Here is a 16593-nt window from a genome sequence, read left to right as displayed (position 1 = left end):
CTGCGTACACGTACACGTACGCGTACGCACGCGTCTCGTCCGGGCGCGCATCCCCTCGGGGGTGCGCGCCCGGACGCGTTTCAGCGGACGCGTTTCAGACGCCGGCCGGTGCGGGTACGCGCGCGTGCCCGCCGCCGAGGTCCACGGCGGTGCAGCGCCAGCGCTGGTCGGCGTTCTGCTCCAGGCGGAAGGCCATGGCGCGCAGCTGCGGGCCCGCGCCGATCATGGCGAAGGCCTCGATCACATCGGGCCGCGGCCGGAAGCAGCCGCACCTGCGGACGACGGGGCGCACTCCCCGGGCGCGGAACGGGGTCCGCGGAGCCAGCAGCACCAGCTGGTCGTACGCGTCCCCGACGACCTGGTGCAGCATGCTGATCGCCGGGCGCTCGCCGCTGAGCACGGCCAGCAGGCGCACGGCGAACTGGTGGTGCAGGGGAGCGGGGGCGCGCGGCGGGCGGAGGTCGGTGGAGCGGGTGGTGCCGGGCCGGGTGCTGTCGGGCCTCGTGGCGCTGGGCCGGGTGCTGCCGGGCCGGTGGGTGTCGGGCCGGGTGCTGCCGCTGCCGGGTCGGGTCTGCGTCCTGTGCATGCTGATCGCCCCGCTCTGCCTGGCCGGTGTAATACCGGGCGGTAACTTTTCGTTGGAGATCTTGTACGGGTCCGAGGGGCGCGGCGGCAAGGGCGCGCGCGGCGGCCGGGCGCCGGTCGCGGAATCACCTATCAGAGTGGCCGGGGGCCCGGGGCGGCGTATGCGCGCGGGGGGCGTGCGGCGCGGGGTGGACGGCGGCGGAGGGGGGACCGCCGCCCCGATGGGGGACCCGGAACGTATCCTTGAGGCCCTGTCGAGCGGAGTTTTCGATCAGGGAAGCCCCACGGGAAGGCCCACGGGGAGGCCCACACGGAAGCCCGGCGGGGAAGCCCGGTGCCGGGCGCTCGATGTCCGACGACGAAAGCGACAGTCATGCGCGTCTACGTACCCCTGACCCTTCCCGGTCTCGCAGCGGCGTACAAGGGCGGCGAGCTGGCCCCCGGGCCGCTGGTCGCCTACGCGGTGACGCCCGGACTGCGCGAGTGGTACGTCTCGGACGACATCGAGGAGCTGGAGTACGCGGCCCTGGGCCGGGCGGCGGCGGCCTCGCTGCGGCTGGTCGCCGGGGACCCGGCCGCCGAGCGCCGCCGGGTGGTGCTCGCGGTCGACGTGGCGGACGGTGCGGTGACGGCCGACCCGGACGGCCGGGGGATGGACGCCGGGGCGATCGGCGAGGTGCGCGTCGAGGGCTCCGTACCGCTGAAGAAGGCCGCGGCGGTGCACGCGGACGCGGACGACGCGCTGGCCGACGTGACGGCGGCGGCAGCCGCGCTGGGAGCCGCCGACCTCGGGGACGACGACGCGCAGTTCACGGTGGACGGGGCGGAGGACCACGAGCTGCTGTGGTTCGGGGTGCAGGAGATTCCCGGACTGATCGGCTGAGACCGTGCACCCGAGGGGCTTGCCGACTTCGTTGTCAGACCCCCTGGGTACCGTTCTTTCATGAGGACGCACCTGGTCTGGGACTGGAACGGCACACTGCTCGACGACATCCACGCGGTCATCGGGGCGAGCAACGCGGCCTTCGCCGAGGTCGACCTCCCGCCGATCACCCTGGAGCAGTACCGCGAGCTGTACTGCATACCGATCCCGCGCTTCTACGAGCGCCTGATGGGCCGCGCTCCGACGGACGCGGAGTGGCTGCTCATGGACGCCGCCTTCCACCGGCACTACGTCGAGCTGCGCGCGGCCTGCGGGCTGACCGACGGTGTCGAGGAGGTGCTCAGCGGCTGGGGTGCGGCCGGCCGCAGTCAGTCCCTGCTGAGCATGTACGGGCATGACCAACTGGTGCCGGTGGTACGGGAGTACGGCATCGAGCGCCACTTCGTACGGGTCGACGGCAGGACCGGGCCCTCCGGCGGCACCAAGGCCGCGCACATGGTGCGCCACCTCGCGGCGCTGGAGGGCGTCGACCCCGCCAGGACCGTGGTGATCGGCGACGCGGTCGACGACGCGCTGGCCGCGGCGCACGTCGGGGCGAGCGCGGTGCTCTACACGGGCGGCTCGCACAGCAGGGCGGCGCTGGAAGCGGTCGGGGTGCCGGTGGTGGACTCGCTGAGGGACGCGGTGCGGCTGGCGGAGGAGATAGCGGGCTGACGGGGTGGGCCGGTCCGCCCCGCGGAGGGCCGGCCACCCCACCCCACGCCCGCCCCGCAGAGGCCGGCCACGCCACGCTCGCCCCGCAGAGGCCGGCCCCCCACGCCCGCCCGTCTACGTCACCGGTGCCTTCGCCCGCAGCACGGTCAGGAACTCGCGCATCCACCGCGAGTGGTCCGGCCAGGCCCTGGCCGACACCAGCGTGCCGTCGACCACCGCCTCCGCGTCCTGGAAGGTGGCCCCGGCGTTCTGCATGTCCAGCTCCAGTGCCGGGTACGCGGTGACCCTGCGCCCGCTCAGCGCACCGATGGCCGCCGTGAGCAGCGGGCCGTGGCAGATCTGCGCCACCGGCCGGTCCGTGTCGAAGAACGCCTTGAGGATCTTGCGCAGCTCCGGGTCGTTGCGCAGGTACTCCGGGGCCCGCCCGCCGGGGATCACCAGCCCGACGTAGTTGCCGGGGTCCACCTCCGAGAAGGCGAGGTCGGCGGGCCAGGTGTAGCCCGGCTTCTCGGTGTAGGTGTCGTAACCGGCCTCGAAGTCGTGGACGACGAAGCGCAGGGTCTTGCGGGACGGCGCCGCGATGTGGACGTCGTACCCCTCTTCGCGCAGTCGCTGGTAGGGGTAGAGCACTTCGAGGGACTCGGCAGCATCGCCCGTGACGAGGAGGATCTTCGCTGACATGGCTGCTCCCGCGGAGAGGGGACGGTGGTCCGGTCAAGGTGCCCCCGGGCGCGGGATTTGCCAAGAGGGCGTGCGGCAGACCGTGCGGCGGCGGCGACGGCGGCCGTGCCGACCGACGCGTGACCGCCGCGTCGCACGGGGTGCACGGGGCAGGAATGGACAAAGCGTCGAAGTTCTCCGCGTTTTGTCCAACGCCCCGCGAATAACGCCGACGGGGCGAGGGGGGATAGCCTGGTCCCGTGATCAGCGCGATACGCCTCGGGGGCGGTGCAGCCCCCGGCCTTCGCCCGGCGCACTACCGTGCCCGGGCCCACGCTGGTTTTCCGAACCCGGACCCGCTGCCGAACATGGCCAATAAAGTCACGGGCATCTCTCATCGCGGCATAACGTCGACCTCGACCGGAAACACCGCGTCGTGGCGTTGTGTCACCTTCTTCACCACCTACGTCACGCAACGGCGCGCGACAGGAGCCAGAGGACATGCAGACCAAGCTGGACGAAGCCAAGGCCGAGCTGCTCGCGCGGGCCGCCCGGGTAGCTGAGAACAGCCCGGCGGGGGGACAACTTCCGACTGGGTCCGAGGGTGAAGGGGCGCCGGAGCAGGCCGCCCTGCTCGCGTACCTCCAGCGCTACTACTTGCACACCGCACCCGAAGACATCGGAGGCCGCGACCCGGTCGACGTCTACGGTGCGGCGCTCTCGCACCACCGGCTCGCGGAGAACCGCCCGCAGGGCACGGCGAACGTACGGGTGCACACCCCGACGGTCGAGGAGAACGGGTGGACGTGCAGTCACTCCGTCGTCGAGGTAGTGACCGACGACATGCCCTTCCTCGTGGACTCGGTCACCAACGAGCTGTCCCGGCAGGGCCGCGGCATCCACGTGGTGATCCACCCGCAGGTACTGGTGCGCCGCGATGTGACCGGCAAGCTCATCGAGGTGCTCTCCAAGCAGATCACCGGTGAACTTCCCCACGACGCGATCGTCGAATCGTGGATCCACGTCGAGATGGACCGCGAGACCGACCGCGCCGACCTCAAGCAGATCTCCCTGGACCTGCTGCGCGTCCTGTCCGACGTCCGCGAGGCCGTCGAGGACTGGGAGAAGATGCGCGACAGCGCCCTGCGCATCGCCGACGAGCTGCCCAACGAGCCCCGGGCCGCCGACCTGCCCGAGCAGGAGGTCGACGAGGCCCGCGAGCTGCTCCAGTGGCTGGCCGCCGACCACTTCACCTTCCTCGGCTACCGCGAGTACGAGCTGACCGGCGACGACTCCCTCGCAGCCGTCCCCGGCACCGGTCTCGGCGTCCTGCGCTCCGACCCCCAGCACCACGAGGACGACGAGACGCACCCCGTCTCGCCCTCCTTCAGCCGTCTGCCCGCCGACGCTCGCGCAAAGGCGCGCGAGCACAAGCTGCTCGTGCTGACCAAGGCCAACAGCCGCGCCACCGTGCACCGCCCCTCCTACCTCGACTACGTCGGCGTGAAGAAGTTCGACGCCGACGGCAACGTGGTGGGCGAGCGCCGCTTCCTCGGTCTGTTCTCCTCCGCCGCGTACACCGAGTCCGTACGCCGGGTCCCGGTCATCCGCCGCAAGGTCGCCGAGGTCCTCCAGGGCGCCGGCTTCACACCCAACAGCCACGACGGCCGCGACCTGCTGCAGATCCTGGAGACGTACCCGCGCGACGAGCTGTTCCAGACGCCGGTCGACCAGCTCCGCTCGGTCGTCACGTCCGTCCTGTACCTCCAGGAGCGCCGCCGGCTGCGGCTGTACCTGCGCCAGGACGAGTACGGCCGCTACTACTCGGCCATCGTCTACCTGCCCCGCGACCGCTACACCACGGCCGTCCGGCTGCGGCTGATCGACATCCTCAAGGAGGAGCTCGGCGGCACCAGCGTCGACTTCACCGCCTGGAACACCGAGTCGATCCTGTCCCGGCTGCACTTCGTGGTCCGCGTCGAGACCGGCACCGTGCTGACCGCCCTCACCGACGCCGACGTCGAGCGCATCGAGGCCCGCCTGGCCGAGGCCGCCCGCTCCTGGGCCGACGGCTTCGGCGAGGCCCTCAACGCCGAACTGGGCGAGGAACGCGCCGCCGAACTCCAGCGCCGCTACGCGCACGCCTTCCCCGAGGGCTACAAGGCCGACCACTCGCCGCGCTCAGCCGTCGCCGACCTGGTCCACCTGGAGCAGCTCGGCAAGGGCGGCAAGGAGTTCGCGCTCAGCCTGTACGAGCCGGTGGGCGCGGCCCCCGGCGAGCGCCGCTTCAAGATCTACCGGACCGGCGAGCAGGTCTCGCTGTCCGCGGTGCTGCCCGTACTGCAGCGGCTCGGCGTCGAGGTCGTCGACGAGCGGCCCTACGAGCTGCGCTGCACCGACCGCACGCACGCGTGGATCTACGACTTCGGTCTGCGCATGCCGCAGATCCCCGGCGCCAACGGCTCCGGCTCCGACTACCTCGGCGACGACGCCCGCGAGCGCTTCCAGGACGCCTTCGCCGCGGTCTGGACGGGTGCCGCCGAGAACGACGGCTTCAACTCGCTGGTGCTGGGCGCCGGTCTCACCTGGCGGCAGGCCGTGGTGCTGCGCGCGTACGCCAAGTACCTGCGCCAGGCCGGCGCGATGTTCAGCCAGGACTACATGGAGGAGACCCTCCGCACCAACGTCCACACCACCCGGCTGCTGGTCTCGCTCTTCGAGGCGCGCATGTCGCCCGAGCGGCAGAAGGCCGGCACCGAGCTCACCGACGGGCTGCTCGAAGAGCTCGACGGAGCGCTCGACCAGGTCGCCTCGCTGGACGAGGACCGCATCCTGCGCTCCTTCCTGACCGTCATCAAGGCGACGCTGCGGACCAACTTCTTCCAGAAGGCGGACAGCGGCGAGCCGCACGCCTACGTGTCGATGAAGTTCGACCCGCAGGCCATCCCGGACCTCCCCGCGCCCCGTCCGGCGTACGAGATCTGGGTCTACTCGCCCCGCGTCGAGGGCGTGCACCTGCGCTTCGGCAAGGTCGCGCGCGGCGGTCTGCGCTGGTCGGACCGGCGCGAGGACTTCCGTACCGAGGTGCTCGGCCTGGTCAAGGCGCAGATGGTGAAGAACACCGTCATCGTGCCGGTGGGCGCCAAGGGCGGCTTCGTCGCGAAGAACCTGCCCGACCCTTCGGTGGACCGTGACGCGTGGCTGGCCGAGGGCATCGCCTCGTACCGCACCTTCATCTCGGCGCTGCTCGACATCACCGACAACATGGTCGCGGGCGAGGTCGTCCATCCGAAGGACGTCGTTCGGCACGACGAGGACGACACGTACCTCGTGGTCGCCGCGGACAAGGGCACCGCGACCTTCTCCGACATCGCCAACGAGATCGCGATCGCCTACCACTTCTGGCTCGGCGACGCCTTCGCCTCCGGCGGCTCCGTCGGCTACGACCACAAGGGCATGGGCATCACCGCCCGCGGCGCCTGGGAGTCCGTGAAGCGGCACTTCCGGGAGCTCGGCCACGACTCGCAGAGCGAGGACTTCACGGTCGTCGGCGTCGGCGACATGTCCGGTGACGTCTTCGGCAACGGCATGCTGCTCTCCGAGCACATCCGTCTGGTCGCCGCCTTCGACCACCGGCACATCTTCATCGACCCGAACCCGGACGCGGCGGTCTCCTACGCCGAGCGCCGCCGGCTGTTCGAGCTGCCGCGCAGCTCCTGGGCCGACTACAACAAGGAGCTGCTGTCGCAGGGCGGCGGCATCCACCCGCGCAGTGCCAAGTCCATCCCGGTGAACGCCGCGATGCGCGAGGCGCTGGGTCTGGAGCCCGGTGTCTCCAAGATGACGCCCGCCGACCTGATGCAGTCCATCCTCAAGGCGCCGGTCGACCTGCTGTGGAACGGCGGCATCGGTACGTACGTGAAGTCGACCGTCGAGTCCAACACGGACGTCGGCGACAAGGCCAACGACGCGATCCGCGTCAACGGCGAGGACCTGCGGGTCAAGGTCGTCGGCGAGGGCGGCAACCTGGGCGCCACCCAGCTCGGCCGCATCGAGTTCGCCCGTACCGGCGGCCGGATCAACACCGACGCCATCGACAACAGCGCCGGTGTGGACACCTCCGACCACGAGGTGAACATCAAGATCCTGCTCAACGCCCTGGTGGCCGACGGGGACATGACCGTCAAGCAGCGCAACAAGCTGCTCGCGCAGATGACCGACGAGGTCGGCACCCTGGTGCTGCGCAACAACTACGCGCAGAACACCGCCCTGGCCAACGCGGTCGCCCAGTCGTCCTCGCTGCTCCACGCGCACCAGCGCTTCATGCGCAGGCTGTCGCGGGACGGGCACCTGGACCGGGCGCTGGAGTTCCTGCCCAACGACCGCCAGATCAGGGAACTGCTGAACAACTCCAAGGGGCTCTCCCAGCCCGAGCTGGCCGTCCTGCTCGCCTACACGAAGATCACCGTCGCCGACGAGCTGATCTCCACGGGCCTGCCGGACGACCCGCACCTGCGGACGCTGCTGCACGACTACTTCCCCGCCGCCCTGCGCGAGAAGTTCGGGGAGCAGATCGACGCACACGCGCTGCGCCGCGAGATCATCACGACGGTGCTGGTCAACGACACGGTGAACACCGGTGGTTCGACCTTCCTGCACCGGCTGCGCGAGGAGACGGGCGCGTCCACCGAGGAAGTCGTACGGGCGCAGTTCGCGGCCCGCGCGATCTTCGGCCTCAGCGAGGTCTGGGACGCGGTCGAGGCGCTCGACAACAAGGTCCCGGCCGACATCCAGACCCGTATCCGGCTGCACTCGCGCAGGCTGGTCGAGCGCGGCACCCGCTGGCTGCTCGGCAACCGCCCGCAGCCGCTGGAGATCGGCGAGACCGTCGAGTTCTTCCGCGCGGGCGTCGCCAGGGTCTGGGAGGACCTGCCGGGGCTGCTGCGCGGCGCCGACCTGGAGTGGTACCAGGGCATCCTGGAGGAGCTCACCGAGGCGGGCGTCCCCGAGGACCTGGCGCTGCGCGTGGCGGGCTTCTCGTCCGCCTTCCCGACCCTCGACGTGGTCGCCATCGCGGACCGCATCGAGAAGGACCCGATGGTCGTCGCCGAGGTGTACTACGACCTCGGTGACCGGCTCGGCATCACGCAGCTGATGGACCGCATCATCGAGCTGCCGCGTGCCGACCGCTGGCAGTCCATGGCGCGTGCGTCGATCCGCGAGGACCTGTACGCCGCCCACGCGGGCCTCACCCAGGACGTACTGTCCGCCGGGAACGGCACCTCCACCCCGGAGCAGCGCTACAAGGCCTGGGAGGAGCGCAACGCGGCCCTCCTCGGCCGTGCCCGCACCACCCTGGAGGAGATCCAGGGCTCGGACGACTTCGACCTGGCGAACCTGTCGGTCGCGATGCGGACGATGCGCACGCTGCTGCGCAACCGGGTCTGACACCCGGACGGCAGAAGGGGCGCCCACCGCTCGTGCGGTGGGCGCCCCTTCGTGTGCCGTGGCTTTGACAGTTACCTACTGGCTGATTTTCCAGAGGGTCAGGTTGCCGACCACGGTCGGCACGTCCGAGGTGCTGTCGGCCGCGGTGATCTGGGTGATCTCGTACATGGCGAGATTGCCGTCCCCGGTGACCATGCACAGCCGGGTGCCCCTGGGGATGCTGCCGCGCTCCCCGAAGCTCCTCGGGCCCACCTCGTCGGGCAGCGCGTTCGTCTCCGCCCCGCTGCGGCACTCCTGCGCGGTGACTCCCGCGCTCTTGCCCATGGTGGCCCCGAAGTCCCAGGTCGAGTCGCTGACCGTCAGGTCGCGTACGTCGGACGTCATCTCCCCGTCGACGACCGTCTTGGGCAGGTCGAAGTCCACATAGGTGCTGGACAGCGAGTTCGGCGTGCGCAGCGTCAGCGGCTTGTTCTTGAAGATCTCGGTGTACGTCGCGGTCTCCGGCGGCGCGGGGGTGGGCGTGCCGTTCGGGTCGGCGGAGGGCTCCTCCGCGGCGGGGGTGGCGGGGTTCTGCGCGGGGGCGGGCACGGTGGCACTGGGGGTGGCGCCCCCGGCCTTGTCCGCGGCGGTGCTCCCCTTGTCGGTCTTGCCCTTGTCACCGACGAAGTAGACGGCGGCACCCGCTCCCGCGCCGACCGCGACCACCAGGGCGGCGGCGAGCAGGATCTTCTTCGCCTTCCCCGGCTTCTTCGCGGCGGGCGGCGGAGTGGGGTGCGCGCCCGGCAGCCCGCCCGGCAGCCCGCCCGGAGCCGTCGGCTGATGCGTGCCCGGGGCGAACGTCGGGGTGCCCTGGGTGTACTGGTTGCCCTGGAGCCCCTGGGTGTTCTGGTACGTCGGCGGGTGGCCCGCCATCCCGAACTGGGCTGTCTGGTCCGCCTGCTGGGGCGGCTGCGTGCCCGGCGCCTGGGCCCCGGGCAGCTGCGCCCCGGGCGCCTGGGTGTGCGTCGGCTGGGCGTACGGAGCCTGCGTGGGCGGCCCCTGGGGAGCCTGCGGGGGCTGCTGCGGGACCGGGGGCTGCGCGGTGGCCTGCGCGGCAGCCGCCTGTGCGGCCTGTGCGGCCTGGGCGGTCTGCGCCTGCTGGGCCGCGTACTGCGCCGTCTGCTCCCGCCGTGCGATCTCCTCGGCGACCGGCTCCGGCAGCCAGCCGGTGAACTCGCGCAGGGGACGGCCCGCGGACTGCTCGCACAGTGCCATCAGTTCGCCCGGTTCGATGCGGTCCGCCGCGTCCGCCGTCAGACAGCGTTCCAGCAGCGGGCGCAGGCTGTCCGGGTAGCCGCTGAGGTCCGGCGGCCGGTGACCGGTGTTGGCGATCTGCGCGGCGACGGTGATCGCACCGCCGTCGCCGAAGGGGTGCCGTCCGGTGGCGGCGACCGCGGCGATCAGGCCGAGCGAGAAGATGTCGCTGGCCGGGCCGACCTGCTCGCCGAGCGCGTGCTCCGGCGACATGTACTGCGGGGTGCCGATGAGACCGCCGCTCGCGGTGAGCTGGGTGGCGTCGGCGGCACGCGCGATGCCGAAGTCGATGACGAACGGACCGCCCGAACCGATCAGGATGTTGGACGGCTTGAGGTCGCGGTGCACGACCCCCGCCGCGTGGATCGAGGACAGCGCGAGCGCCGTGCAGCCGACCAGTTGGAAGACCGCCGCCTCGGGCAGCGCGCCGAAGTGCCCGAGCACCTCGTGCAGGGCCAGACCGGGGACGAAGGAACTCGCCAGCCAGGGCTGCGTACCGCTGGTGTCGTGGTCGACGACCGGCACGATGTGGTAGCCCTGCACCCGGCGGGCGGCCTGCACCTCCTGCTCGAACCGGCGCCGGAAGTCCGGGTTCTGGCCGTACTCGCGGCGGATGACCTTGAGGGCGATGGGCTGGTTGCCGCGGGTGTGCGAGAGGTAGACGGTGCCCATGCCGCCCTCGCCGATACGGGCGAGGAGGTGGTAACCGGCGGTCTCGCGCGGGTCTTCGAGCCCGAGCGGGCTGAGGATGTCGCCGACGGAGCTGCTGATGGGGAGCCTCCTGGGTCGAGAAGGGGTGGGGACGGTGAGGGTGGTGCCGCGCTTCGGGTACGCGCGCGTGGTGCGGGTGCTTCAGTGAGTTCAGGGCGCGTTCAGGGCGTACGGCGGACCCGGCGCGACCACTCGTCGGCCTTGGGGTCCTTCATGGTCATCGGCACCGTCGGCGGCAGGGCGGGCAGCGTGGGTGCGGTCCTCGGGGCGGGTGCGGTCACCGTGGGCGCGTCCGCGAGGGCGGCGGCCCTGTCCGGGGCGACGGCCGCCTCGCGGGCCCGCACAGCGGCGGCCACGGGCGCGGGCAGCCACCCGGTGAAGTCCCGTACGTCGCGCCCGGCCGCGCTGCGGCACCTTTCGGCCACTTCCGCGGCGGAAGGGCGTGCGCCCGCGTCGGCGGCCAGGCAGTCCCGCACGAGCTCGCGCAGCGGCTCGGGGCAGGCGCTGAGGTCCGGGGGCTCGCGGTCGGTCCCGGCGATCCTGGCGGCGACGGCCAGTCCGTTGCCGCGCCCGTAGGGGTGGTGGCCGGTGGCGGCGACCGCGCCGATGAGACCGAGCGCGAACACGTCGGCGGCAGGGGTGAGCCGCCGCCCCAGCGCGTGCTCGGGCGACATGTACTTCGGGGTGCCCACGAGCCTGCCCACTGTGGTGAGGGTGACGGCACCGGCGGCACGCGCGATGCCGAAGTCGAGCATCCAGGGGCCGTCGGCGGCCAGCAGCAGGTTGCCCGGCTTCACGTCGCGGTGGATGACCCCGGCGGTGTGGATGGCGTCGAGGGCGCGGGCGGCGCAGCACAGCAGTTGCAGGACGGTGCCGGTGGGCAGCGGACCGTGGGAGTCGAGGGCGTCGTCCAGGGGGATGCCCGGGACGAAGCGGGTGGCCAGCCAGGGCGGCGTACCGCCGTCCCCGTCACGGAAGTTGCCGCTGTCGTGGTCGACTACCGGCACGATGTGGTAGCCGTGCACCTGTCGCGAGACCGCCACCTCGCGCGCGAAGCGCTGCCGGAACTGGGCACTGTCCGCGTACTCCCGGCGGATCAGCTTGAGGGCGACGGGCTGGTTGCCCCGGGTGCGGGTCAGATAGACGGTGCCCATGCCGCCCTCGCCGATGCGTGCCTCCAGGGCGTAACCGGCGATCTCGCGCGGGTCGTCCGCGCGCAGTGGCGTCAGTGCTGTGCCGGCGGCCGCCCGTCCCGCGCTGCCGCTCTCCCCGTTCCGCATGCCCAATTCCCCCTGCTGCCCCCGTGGTCGGCGCGTGGGGAGCCTACCGTGTGGCGGACGGGGTTACCGAGGAGGCCCGGAGTCGGTGGCAGGACAACACGGCGGCGGTCAGCAGGAGTCCGTTTCGGACAACCATGAGCAGGCAGCCGTACGGAGTGCCCGAGACCACGTCTCCGTACGCCAGCGGGTAGGCGAGGGTGCTGACCGCTGTGGCCGCCAACAGCAGCACCACGACAGGCCGTTGGCTGGTGGCCCGCATGGTCGCGCAGACCGCCGAGAGGCCGATCAGCCAGATCATGTACTGCGGGCTGATGACACGGCTGGTGACGACGAAGAGCAGCACGGCACACAGTGCGGCGTCGCACACCGTCGCCGGGGCCCAACTCCGCGCCCGTACCCGCCAGAACAGCAGCCAGCAGAACGCGGCGGCCGTCAGCAGCAGCGAGGCGTGCGCGACGGTCGGGACGTACGGTCCGACGAACTCCATTGCCCCGTACCGGTACTCGACCCGGTAGGCCCCCTCGTACGGCAGGTCCGTCAGTCGCGCCAGTGACAGCAGTGTCCCGCCCACGGACTCGATCTGCACGCCCCGGTTGCCCTGCTGGCGCAGGAAGTCGAAGGTGTGCGAGAAGGCCAGCGCCAGGACCCCCAGCAGGACGGCGGCGGTGGCGACGGCCGACCCCCAGGCGGCCCTGGTGGTACGTCCCCGGGGCGTGCCGATCAGCGCGAGCGCCGGCCACACCTTCACCAGGGCGCCCACGGCGGCCAGCGCACCGCCCAGCGCGCCCGCGCGGCCCGGGCGGTGGGGCAGGGCGAGCAGGGACAGCAGCGAGAGGACGGCGAGGGCCGTGACCTGGACGTCGTAACGCACCAGGGGCAGGTGCATCAGCAGCGGCAGCCCGCCGACCCACACCCACGCGCCCGCACGCGTACGCGTGGCGCGGGTGACGGCCGCTCCGGTGGTGACCGCTTCCGTGGTGACCGTGGTGCTTCCGCGTCCCGCGCGGGTCAGGGCGAAGGCGATGCCCGCGTCGACCAGGAGGGTCAGGGCGACGAACGCCTGGAAGTAGCTGAGGCCGGGCAGCAGGGCGGGGGACAGGAACACCAGGGCGGCACCCGGCGGGTACTGCCACATCACGTCGCCGAGCGGGAAGGCACCGGCGACCAGCTGCTCGTACCAGAGGTAGTAGATCCGGTGGACCTCCCCGTTGATGCCCTCGCCGACCTGTCCGAACAGACCGGCGACCAGGGCGACCTGGACGAGCCGGGTGACGCACCAGACGGCGCCGAGCCGGACCGGGGAGCGGCGGAGGAACGGAAGACGGGAGGGCGTGGGGCGCGGGGCGGCGGCGGCCGGGTTTCCGGGGGCGAGCTGTGGGGGCGTCATCGCGGGGATCCTAGAACGCGTCCCGGGCGATTCCGGGGGACCCCCGGACGGGCGCGTCAAGGCAGGCCGAGGCAGATCAAGCCAGGTCAAGGCAGGTCCGGTCAGGTCAAGGCAAGGCAAGGCTGGGCGCGGCTGGGTCTCATGGGCGCCGGGCGGTCGACTCCTCGTAGGCGGCCACCACCTCGGCCGCCGGTCCGTCCATCCGCAGCCTTCCCGATTCGAGCCACAGTGCCCGGTCGCAGGTCTCGGTGATCGTCCTGTTGTGGTGGCTGACCAGGAAGACGGTGCCCGCCTCCTTGCGCAGTTCGGCGATCCGCTCCTGGCTGCGCCGCTGGAAGCGGGCGTCCCCGGTCGACAGGGCCTCGTCGATCAGGAGCACCTCGTGCGACTTCGCGGCGGCGATGGCGAACTTGAGGCGGGCGGCCATGCCGGAGGAGTACGTCCGCATGGGCAGGGAGATGAAGTCGCCCTTCTCGTTGATGCCGGAGAAGTCGACGATGGAGTCGTAGCGCTCCCTGACCTCCTCGCGGGACATGCCCATCGCGAGACCGCCCAGCACGACGTTCCGTTCGCCCGTCAGGTCGTTCAGCAGCGCTGCGTTCACCCCGAGCAGCGAGGGCTGCCCCCGGGTGAACACCCGCCCCCGGTCGGCCGGCAGGAGCCCGGCCACCGCCTTGAGCAGGGTCGACTTGCCGGAGCCGTTGGAGCCGATCAGCCCGATCGCCTCGCCCCTGTGCGCGACGAAACTGACGCCGCGCACGGCGTGCACCTCGCGCACCGAGGACGACGGGGTGCGGGAGACGACCCGGCGGAGCGCGGCGACGGCGCTGCCGCGCCCCGATCCGGCGGTGTGCACCCGGTAGGTGAGGTGCAGGCCGTCGACGACGACGGTGGGGGAGTCGACTTCCACGCCTTTGTGCTGTTCCAGGGTCTGCTCAGCCACGTCCGTACCGCTCCTCCGCCTGCCAGAAGTACACGAAGCCGCCGACGCCCGCGACGAGCGCCCAGCCGGCCGCCAGTGCCCACACGTGCGGCGGCAGGCCTGCCGCGCCGTAGCTGTCGATGAGGGCGTACCGCACCAGGTCGAGGTAGACGGCCGCCGGATTGCACTCCAGGAGCAGCCGTACGCCGCCCGGGACGCTGTCGCCCTTCAGCAGGTGGGACACGCTCCACATCACCCCCGACATGTACATCCAGGTGCGCAGCAGGAACGGCAGCAACTGCGCCAGGTCCGGGGTGCGCGCCGTCAGCCGGGCGAGCACCAGCGCCAGGCCGGTGCTGAAGACCGCCTGCAAGGCCAGCGCGGGCACCGCGAGCAGCCACGAGGGCCTCGGGAACTGTCCGCAGAAGGCCAGCACCACCGTCAGCACCCCGAGCGACATGGCCAGCTGCTGGAGCTGGAGCAGGGCGTACGAGACGGGCAGCGCCGCCCGTGGGAAGTGCAGCGCGCGCACCAGGCCGAGGTTGCCGCTGACGGCCCGCGCGCCCGCCATCAGCGTGCTCTGGGTGAACGTCCAGACGAAGACGCCGGTGACCAGGAACGGGAGGAAGTCCGGGACGCCGTCCTTGGTGTTCATCAGCTCGCCGAAGATCAAGTAGTAGACGGCCGCGTTCAGCAGCGGAGTCAGTACCTGCCAGAGCTGCCCCAGCTTGGCCTCGCTGTACTGCGAGGTCAGCCGGGCGGTGGCGAAGGCGGTGATGAAGTGCCGACGGGACCACAGCCGGCGCGCGTACTCCGGGAGTTGGGGCCGGGCGCCGCTCACGGTGAGGCCGTGCCGGACGGCGTACGCGCTCAGATCGGGCGGGAGAGCGGTGGGGGTGCTCATGGGGGCTGCTTTCGCCGGGAGCGGGACGGGGCGCCGCCGCATCGGGGCACCCAGGACGTCGGAACGGGTCCGTATCGTCGCTACGTCGACAGTAGGACGGACCGACGTCGAAACGCAACCGTTCCGTCGTGACGCTAGGATTCCGGCATGACGACCGACCCGACACCGCCCGTGCCGCCCTCCGGCCCTGCCTCAGCCCCCGCCCCCACCCCCAAGCGGGCGCCCGCAGGCGCGGCGGTGCTCCGGGAGGACGTCACCGACGCCATCCGCGCCGCCGTCTTCGCCGAGCTCGCGGCGGTCGGCTACGCCCGGATGTCCATCGAGGGCATCGCGCGGCGCGCGGGAGTCGGCAAGACGGCCGTCTACCGGCGCTGGCGCTCCAAGCTGCACCTCGTGCTCGACCTGGTCTCGGCCTTCGCCGCCGAGGGGCTGCCCGCGCCCGCCACGGGCTCGCTGTACGGCGACGTACGCGCCCTCCTGGAGGTCGTCTCGCACGCCCTGCGGCACCCGGTCGCCTCGCAGGTCATCCCGGACCTGCTGGTCGAAGCGGTACGCAACCCGGAGATCGCCCAGGCCATCAGGTCGGCCCTGCTCGACCCCCAGCACGGGGTCGCCGCCCAGGTCGTACGGGACGCCGTCGCGCGCGGGGACCTGCCCGAGGGGGCCGATCCGGAGCGCGCCCTGGACCTGGTCGTCGGGCCGCTGTACTGGCGGTTGGTGGTCGTCCGCACCGAGCCGCCCGCCGGGTACGCCGGCTACCTGGACGACCTGGCCCGCTCGGCGGTCGCCGCGCTCACCGCCTGAGCAACCACCGTCCGAGTGAAATGTCTGGAGGCCGTGATTCTGGAATCACCCCGCCCACTCGGGTTTCAATCTTGCCAAGGGGGGTGAGAAAGCGCCGCTGTTGAGAGATCCTCCTTGAGCTGACGTCACAGGGAGAAGGAACCATGCACCAGTCCGCTTATGACCAGATGGCCCTCTGCGTGAAGGAGTACATGCCCGTATCGAAGCGGCATCGTGTTGTCGACCTCGGTTCGCGCATTTCGCCTGGTCAAAGCCTTACGCACCGCGCCCTGCTGGCCAACCACAAGATCGACTACGTGGGTGTCGACGTACTCGACGGGCCGAATGTGGACCGCGTGATGAAGGACCCGTACCGGATCCCGCTCAAGTCGCGCAGCGCGGACATCGTCATCTCGGGCCAGGCCTTCGAGCACATTCCGTTCTTCTGGGCCTCGATCATGGAGATCGGCCGGGTGCTGCGTCCCGGCGGGCACGCCTTCATCACCGCGCCCTCGCGCGGCAACGCGCACGACGCGCAGGACTGTTGGCGCTACTACCCGGACGGCTTCCGGGCGATGGCCGCCTACTGCGGTCTCGAACTGCGTGAGGCGTTCACCGACTTCCCGCCCATGAAGGGCATCCGGCACGACTACGAGGCCATCGACGCCAAGCACGCCTACTGGGGCGACTCCGTCGGTGTCTTCCGCAAGCCGCGCCGCGCACCGCACCTGCCGTACCGCCTCAGCCGCGCCGTCGTCCGTGAGGTGACGATCCGCTGGGCGAACCACATCGGCGGCGTCGACGGCATTCCGGTCCCCGGCGCCATCGCGGGCCGCGAGCTGGCGGGCCGCCCGAAGCAGGTACCGGCCCCGGCGGCGGCACAGAAGTAACCGCGGCGCCGAAGTTAGCCCAGAGCGGTCAACGGCGGCGGGGGGGGGGGGGGGGGGGGGGGGGGGCCCCCCACTCCCCCCCCCCCCCCCCCCCCCCCCCCCCCCCCTTTCTCTTGTCTCTCCCCCTTCGCCC

12 protein-coding genes are annotated in these 16593 nt (G+C 71.8%); 5 read left to right on the top strand and 7 right to left on the bottom strand.

Going from position 1 to position 16593, the window contains the following annotated elements; all coding sequences use genetic code 11:
* Window positions 1–94 precede the first annotated feature (94 nt).
* Window positions 95–586, bottom strand: a complete 492-nt coding sequence (locus ACZ5PB_RS31525) for an Rv3235 family protein (protein WP_468695848.1) — start codon at window positions 584–586, stop codon at window positions 95–97.
* Between the two features lie 372 nt (window positions 587–958).
* Between ACZ5PB_RS31525 and ACZ5PB_RS31520 the strand changes: the two genes are divergently transcribed.
* Window positions 959–1468: a DUF6912 family protein gene (locus tag ACZ5PB_RS31520; protein ID WP_468695846.1), complete on the top strand. Its 510-nt coding sequence runs from the start codon at window positions 959–961 to the stop codon at window positions 1466–1468.
* Between the two features lie 60 nt (window positions 1469–1528).
* Window positions 1529–2182 (top strand): HAD family hydrolase, encoded by a 654-nt coding sequence (locus ACZ5PB_RS31515; protein ID WP_468695844.1) that lies wholly within the window; start codon window positions 1529–1531, stop codon window positions 2180–2182.
* Between the two features lie 114 nt (window positions 2183–2296).
* Here the strand turns inward: ACZ5PB_RS31515 and ACZ5PB_RS31510 are convergent, their stop codons facing one another.
* Window positions 2297–2863 carry a DJ-1/PfpI family protein gene (locus ACZ5PB_RS31510; protein ID WP_468695843.1) on the bottom strand — a complete coding sequence of 189 codons (567 nt, stop codon included), beginning with the start codon at window positions 2861–2863 and terminating at the stop codon, window positions 2297–2299.
* 480 nt (window positions 2864–3343) lie between these two features.
* On the opposite strand from ACZ5PB_RS31510, the gene ACZ5PB_RS31505 reads away from it, so the two are divergent.
* A complete protein-coding gene (locus ACZ5PB_RS31505; RefSeq protein ID WP_468695841.1) occupies window positions 3344–8290 on the top strand; it encodes an NAD-glutamate dehydrogenase in 4947 nt (1648 codons plus the stop codon).
* A 75-nt stretch (window positions 8291–8365) separates the two neighbouring features.
* Here the strand turns inward: ACZ5PB_RS31505 and ACZ5PB_RS31500 are convergent, their stop codons facing one another.
* From ACZ5PB_RS31500 to ACZ5PB_RS31480, 5 genes are all read right to left on the bottom strand, one after another.
* Window positions 8366–10255, bottom strand: coding sequence for a serine/threonine-protein kinase (locus tag ACZ5PB_RS31500; protein ID WP_468695840.1), 1890 nt, complete (start codon window positions 10253–10255; stop codon window positions 8366–8368).
* A gap of 200 nt (window positions 10256–10455) precedes the next feature.
* On the bottom strand, window positions 10456–11574 hold the full coding sequence (locus ACZ5PB_RS31495; protein WP_468695839.1) for a serine/threonine-protein kinase: 1119 nt from the start codon (window positions 11572–11574) through the stop codon (window positions 10456–10458).
* A gap of 43 nt (window positions 11575–11617) precedes the next feature.
* Window positions 11618–12961, bottom strand: a complete 1344-nt coding sequence (locus ACZ5PB_RS31490) for a glycosyltransferase 87 family protein (protein ID WP_468695837.1) — start codon at window positions 12959–12961, stop codon at window positions 11618–11620.
* Between the two features lie 139 nt (window positions 12962–13100).
* Window positions 13101–13904 carry an ABC transporter ATP-binding protein gene (locus ACZ5PB_RS31485; RefSeq protein ID WP_468695836.1) on the bottom strand — a complete coding sequence of 268 codons (804 nt, stop codon included), beginning with the start codon at window positions 13902–13904 and terminating at the stop codon, window positions 13101–13103.
* Window positions 13897–14787: an ABC transporter permease gene (locus ACZ5PB_RS31480; RefSeq protein WP_468695834.1), complete on the bottom strand. Its 891-nt coding sequence runs from the start codon at window positions 14785–14787 to the stop codon at window positions 13897–13899. Before ACZ5PB_RS31480 ends, ACZ5PB_RS31485 begins: the two co-directional genes overlap by 8 nt.
* A 147-nt stretch (window positions 14788–14934) precedes the next feature.
* On the opposite strand from ACZ5PB_RS31480, the gene ACZ5PB_RS31475 reads away from it, so the two are divergent.
* Window positions 14935–15591, top strand: a complete 657-nt coding sequence (locus ACZ5PB_RS31475) for a TetR/AcrR family transcriptional regulator (RefSeq protein ID WP_468695832.1) — start codon at window positions 14935–14937, stop codon at window positions 15589–15591.
* Window positions 15592–15734: 143 nt separating this feature from the next.
* Window positions 15735–16460: a methyltransferase domain-containing protein gene (locus tag ACZ5PB_RS31470; protein WP_468695830.1), complete on the top strand. Its 726-nt coding sequence runs from the start codon at window positions 15735–15737 to the stop codon at window positions 16458–16460.
* The last annotated feature ends 133 nt before the right edge of the window (window positions 16461–16593 follow it).

It is taken from the genome of Streptomyces sp. NPDC032721 (assembly GCF_055579625.1).
Note: the sequence above shows the minus strand (reverse complement) of the source record. Positions and strands in the feature narration are given on the sequence as shown.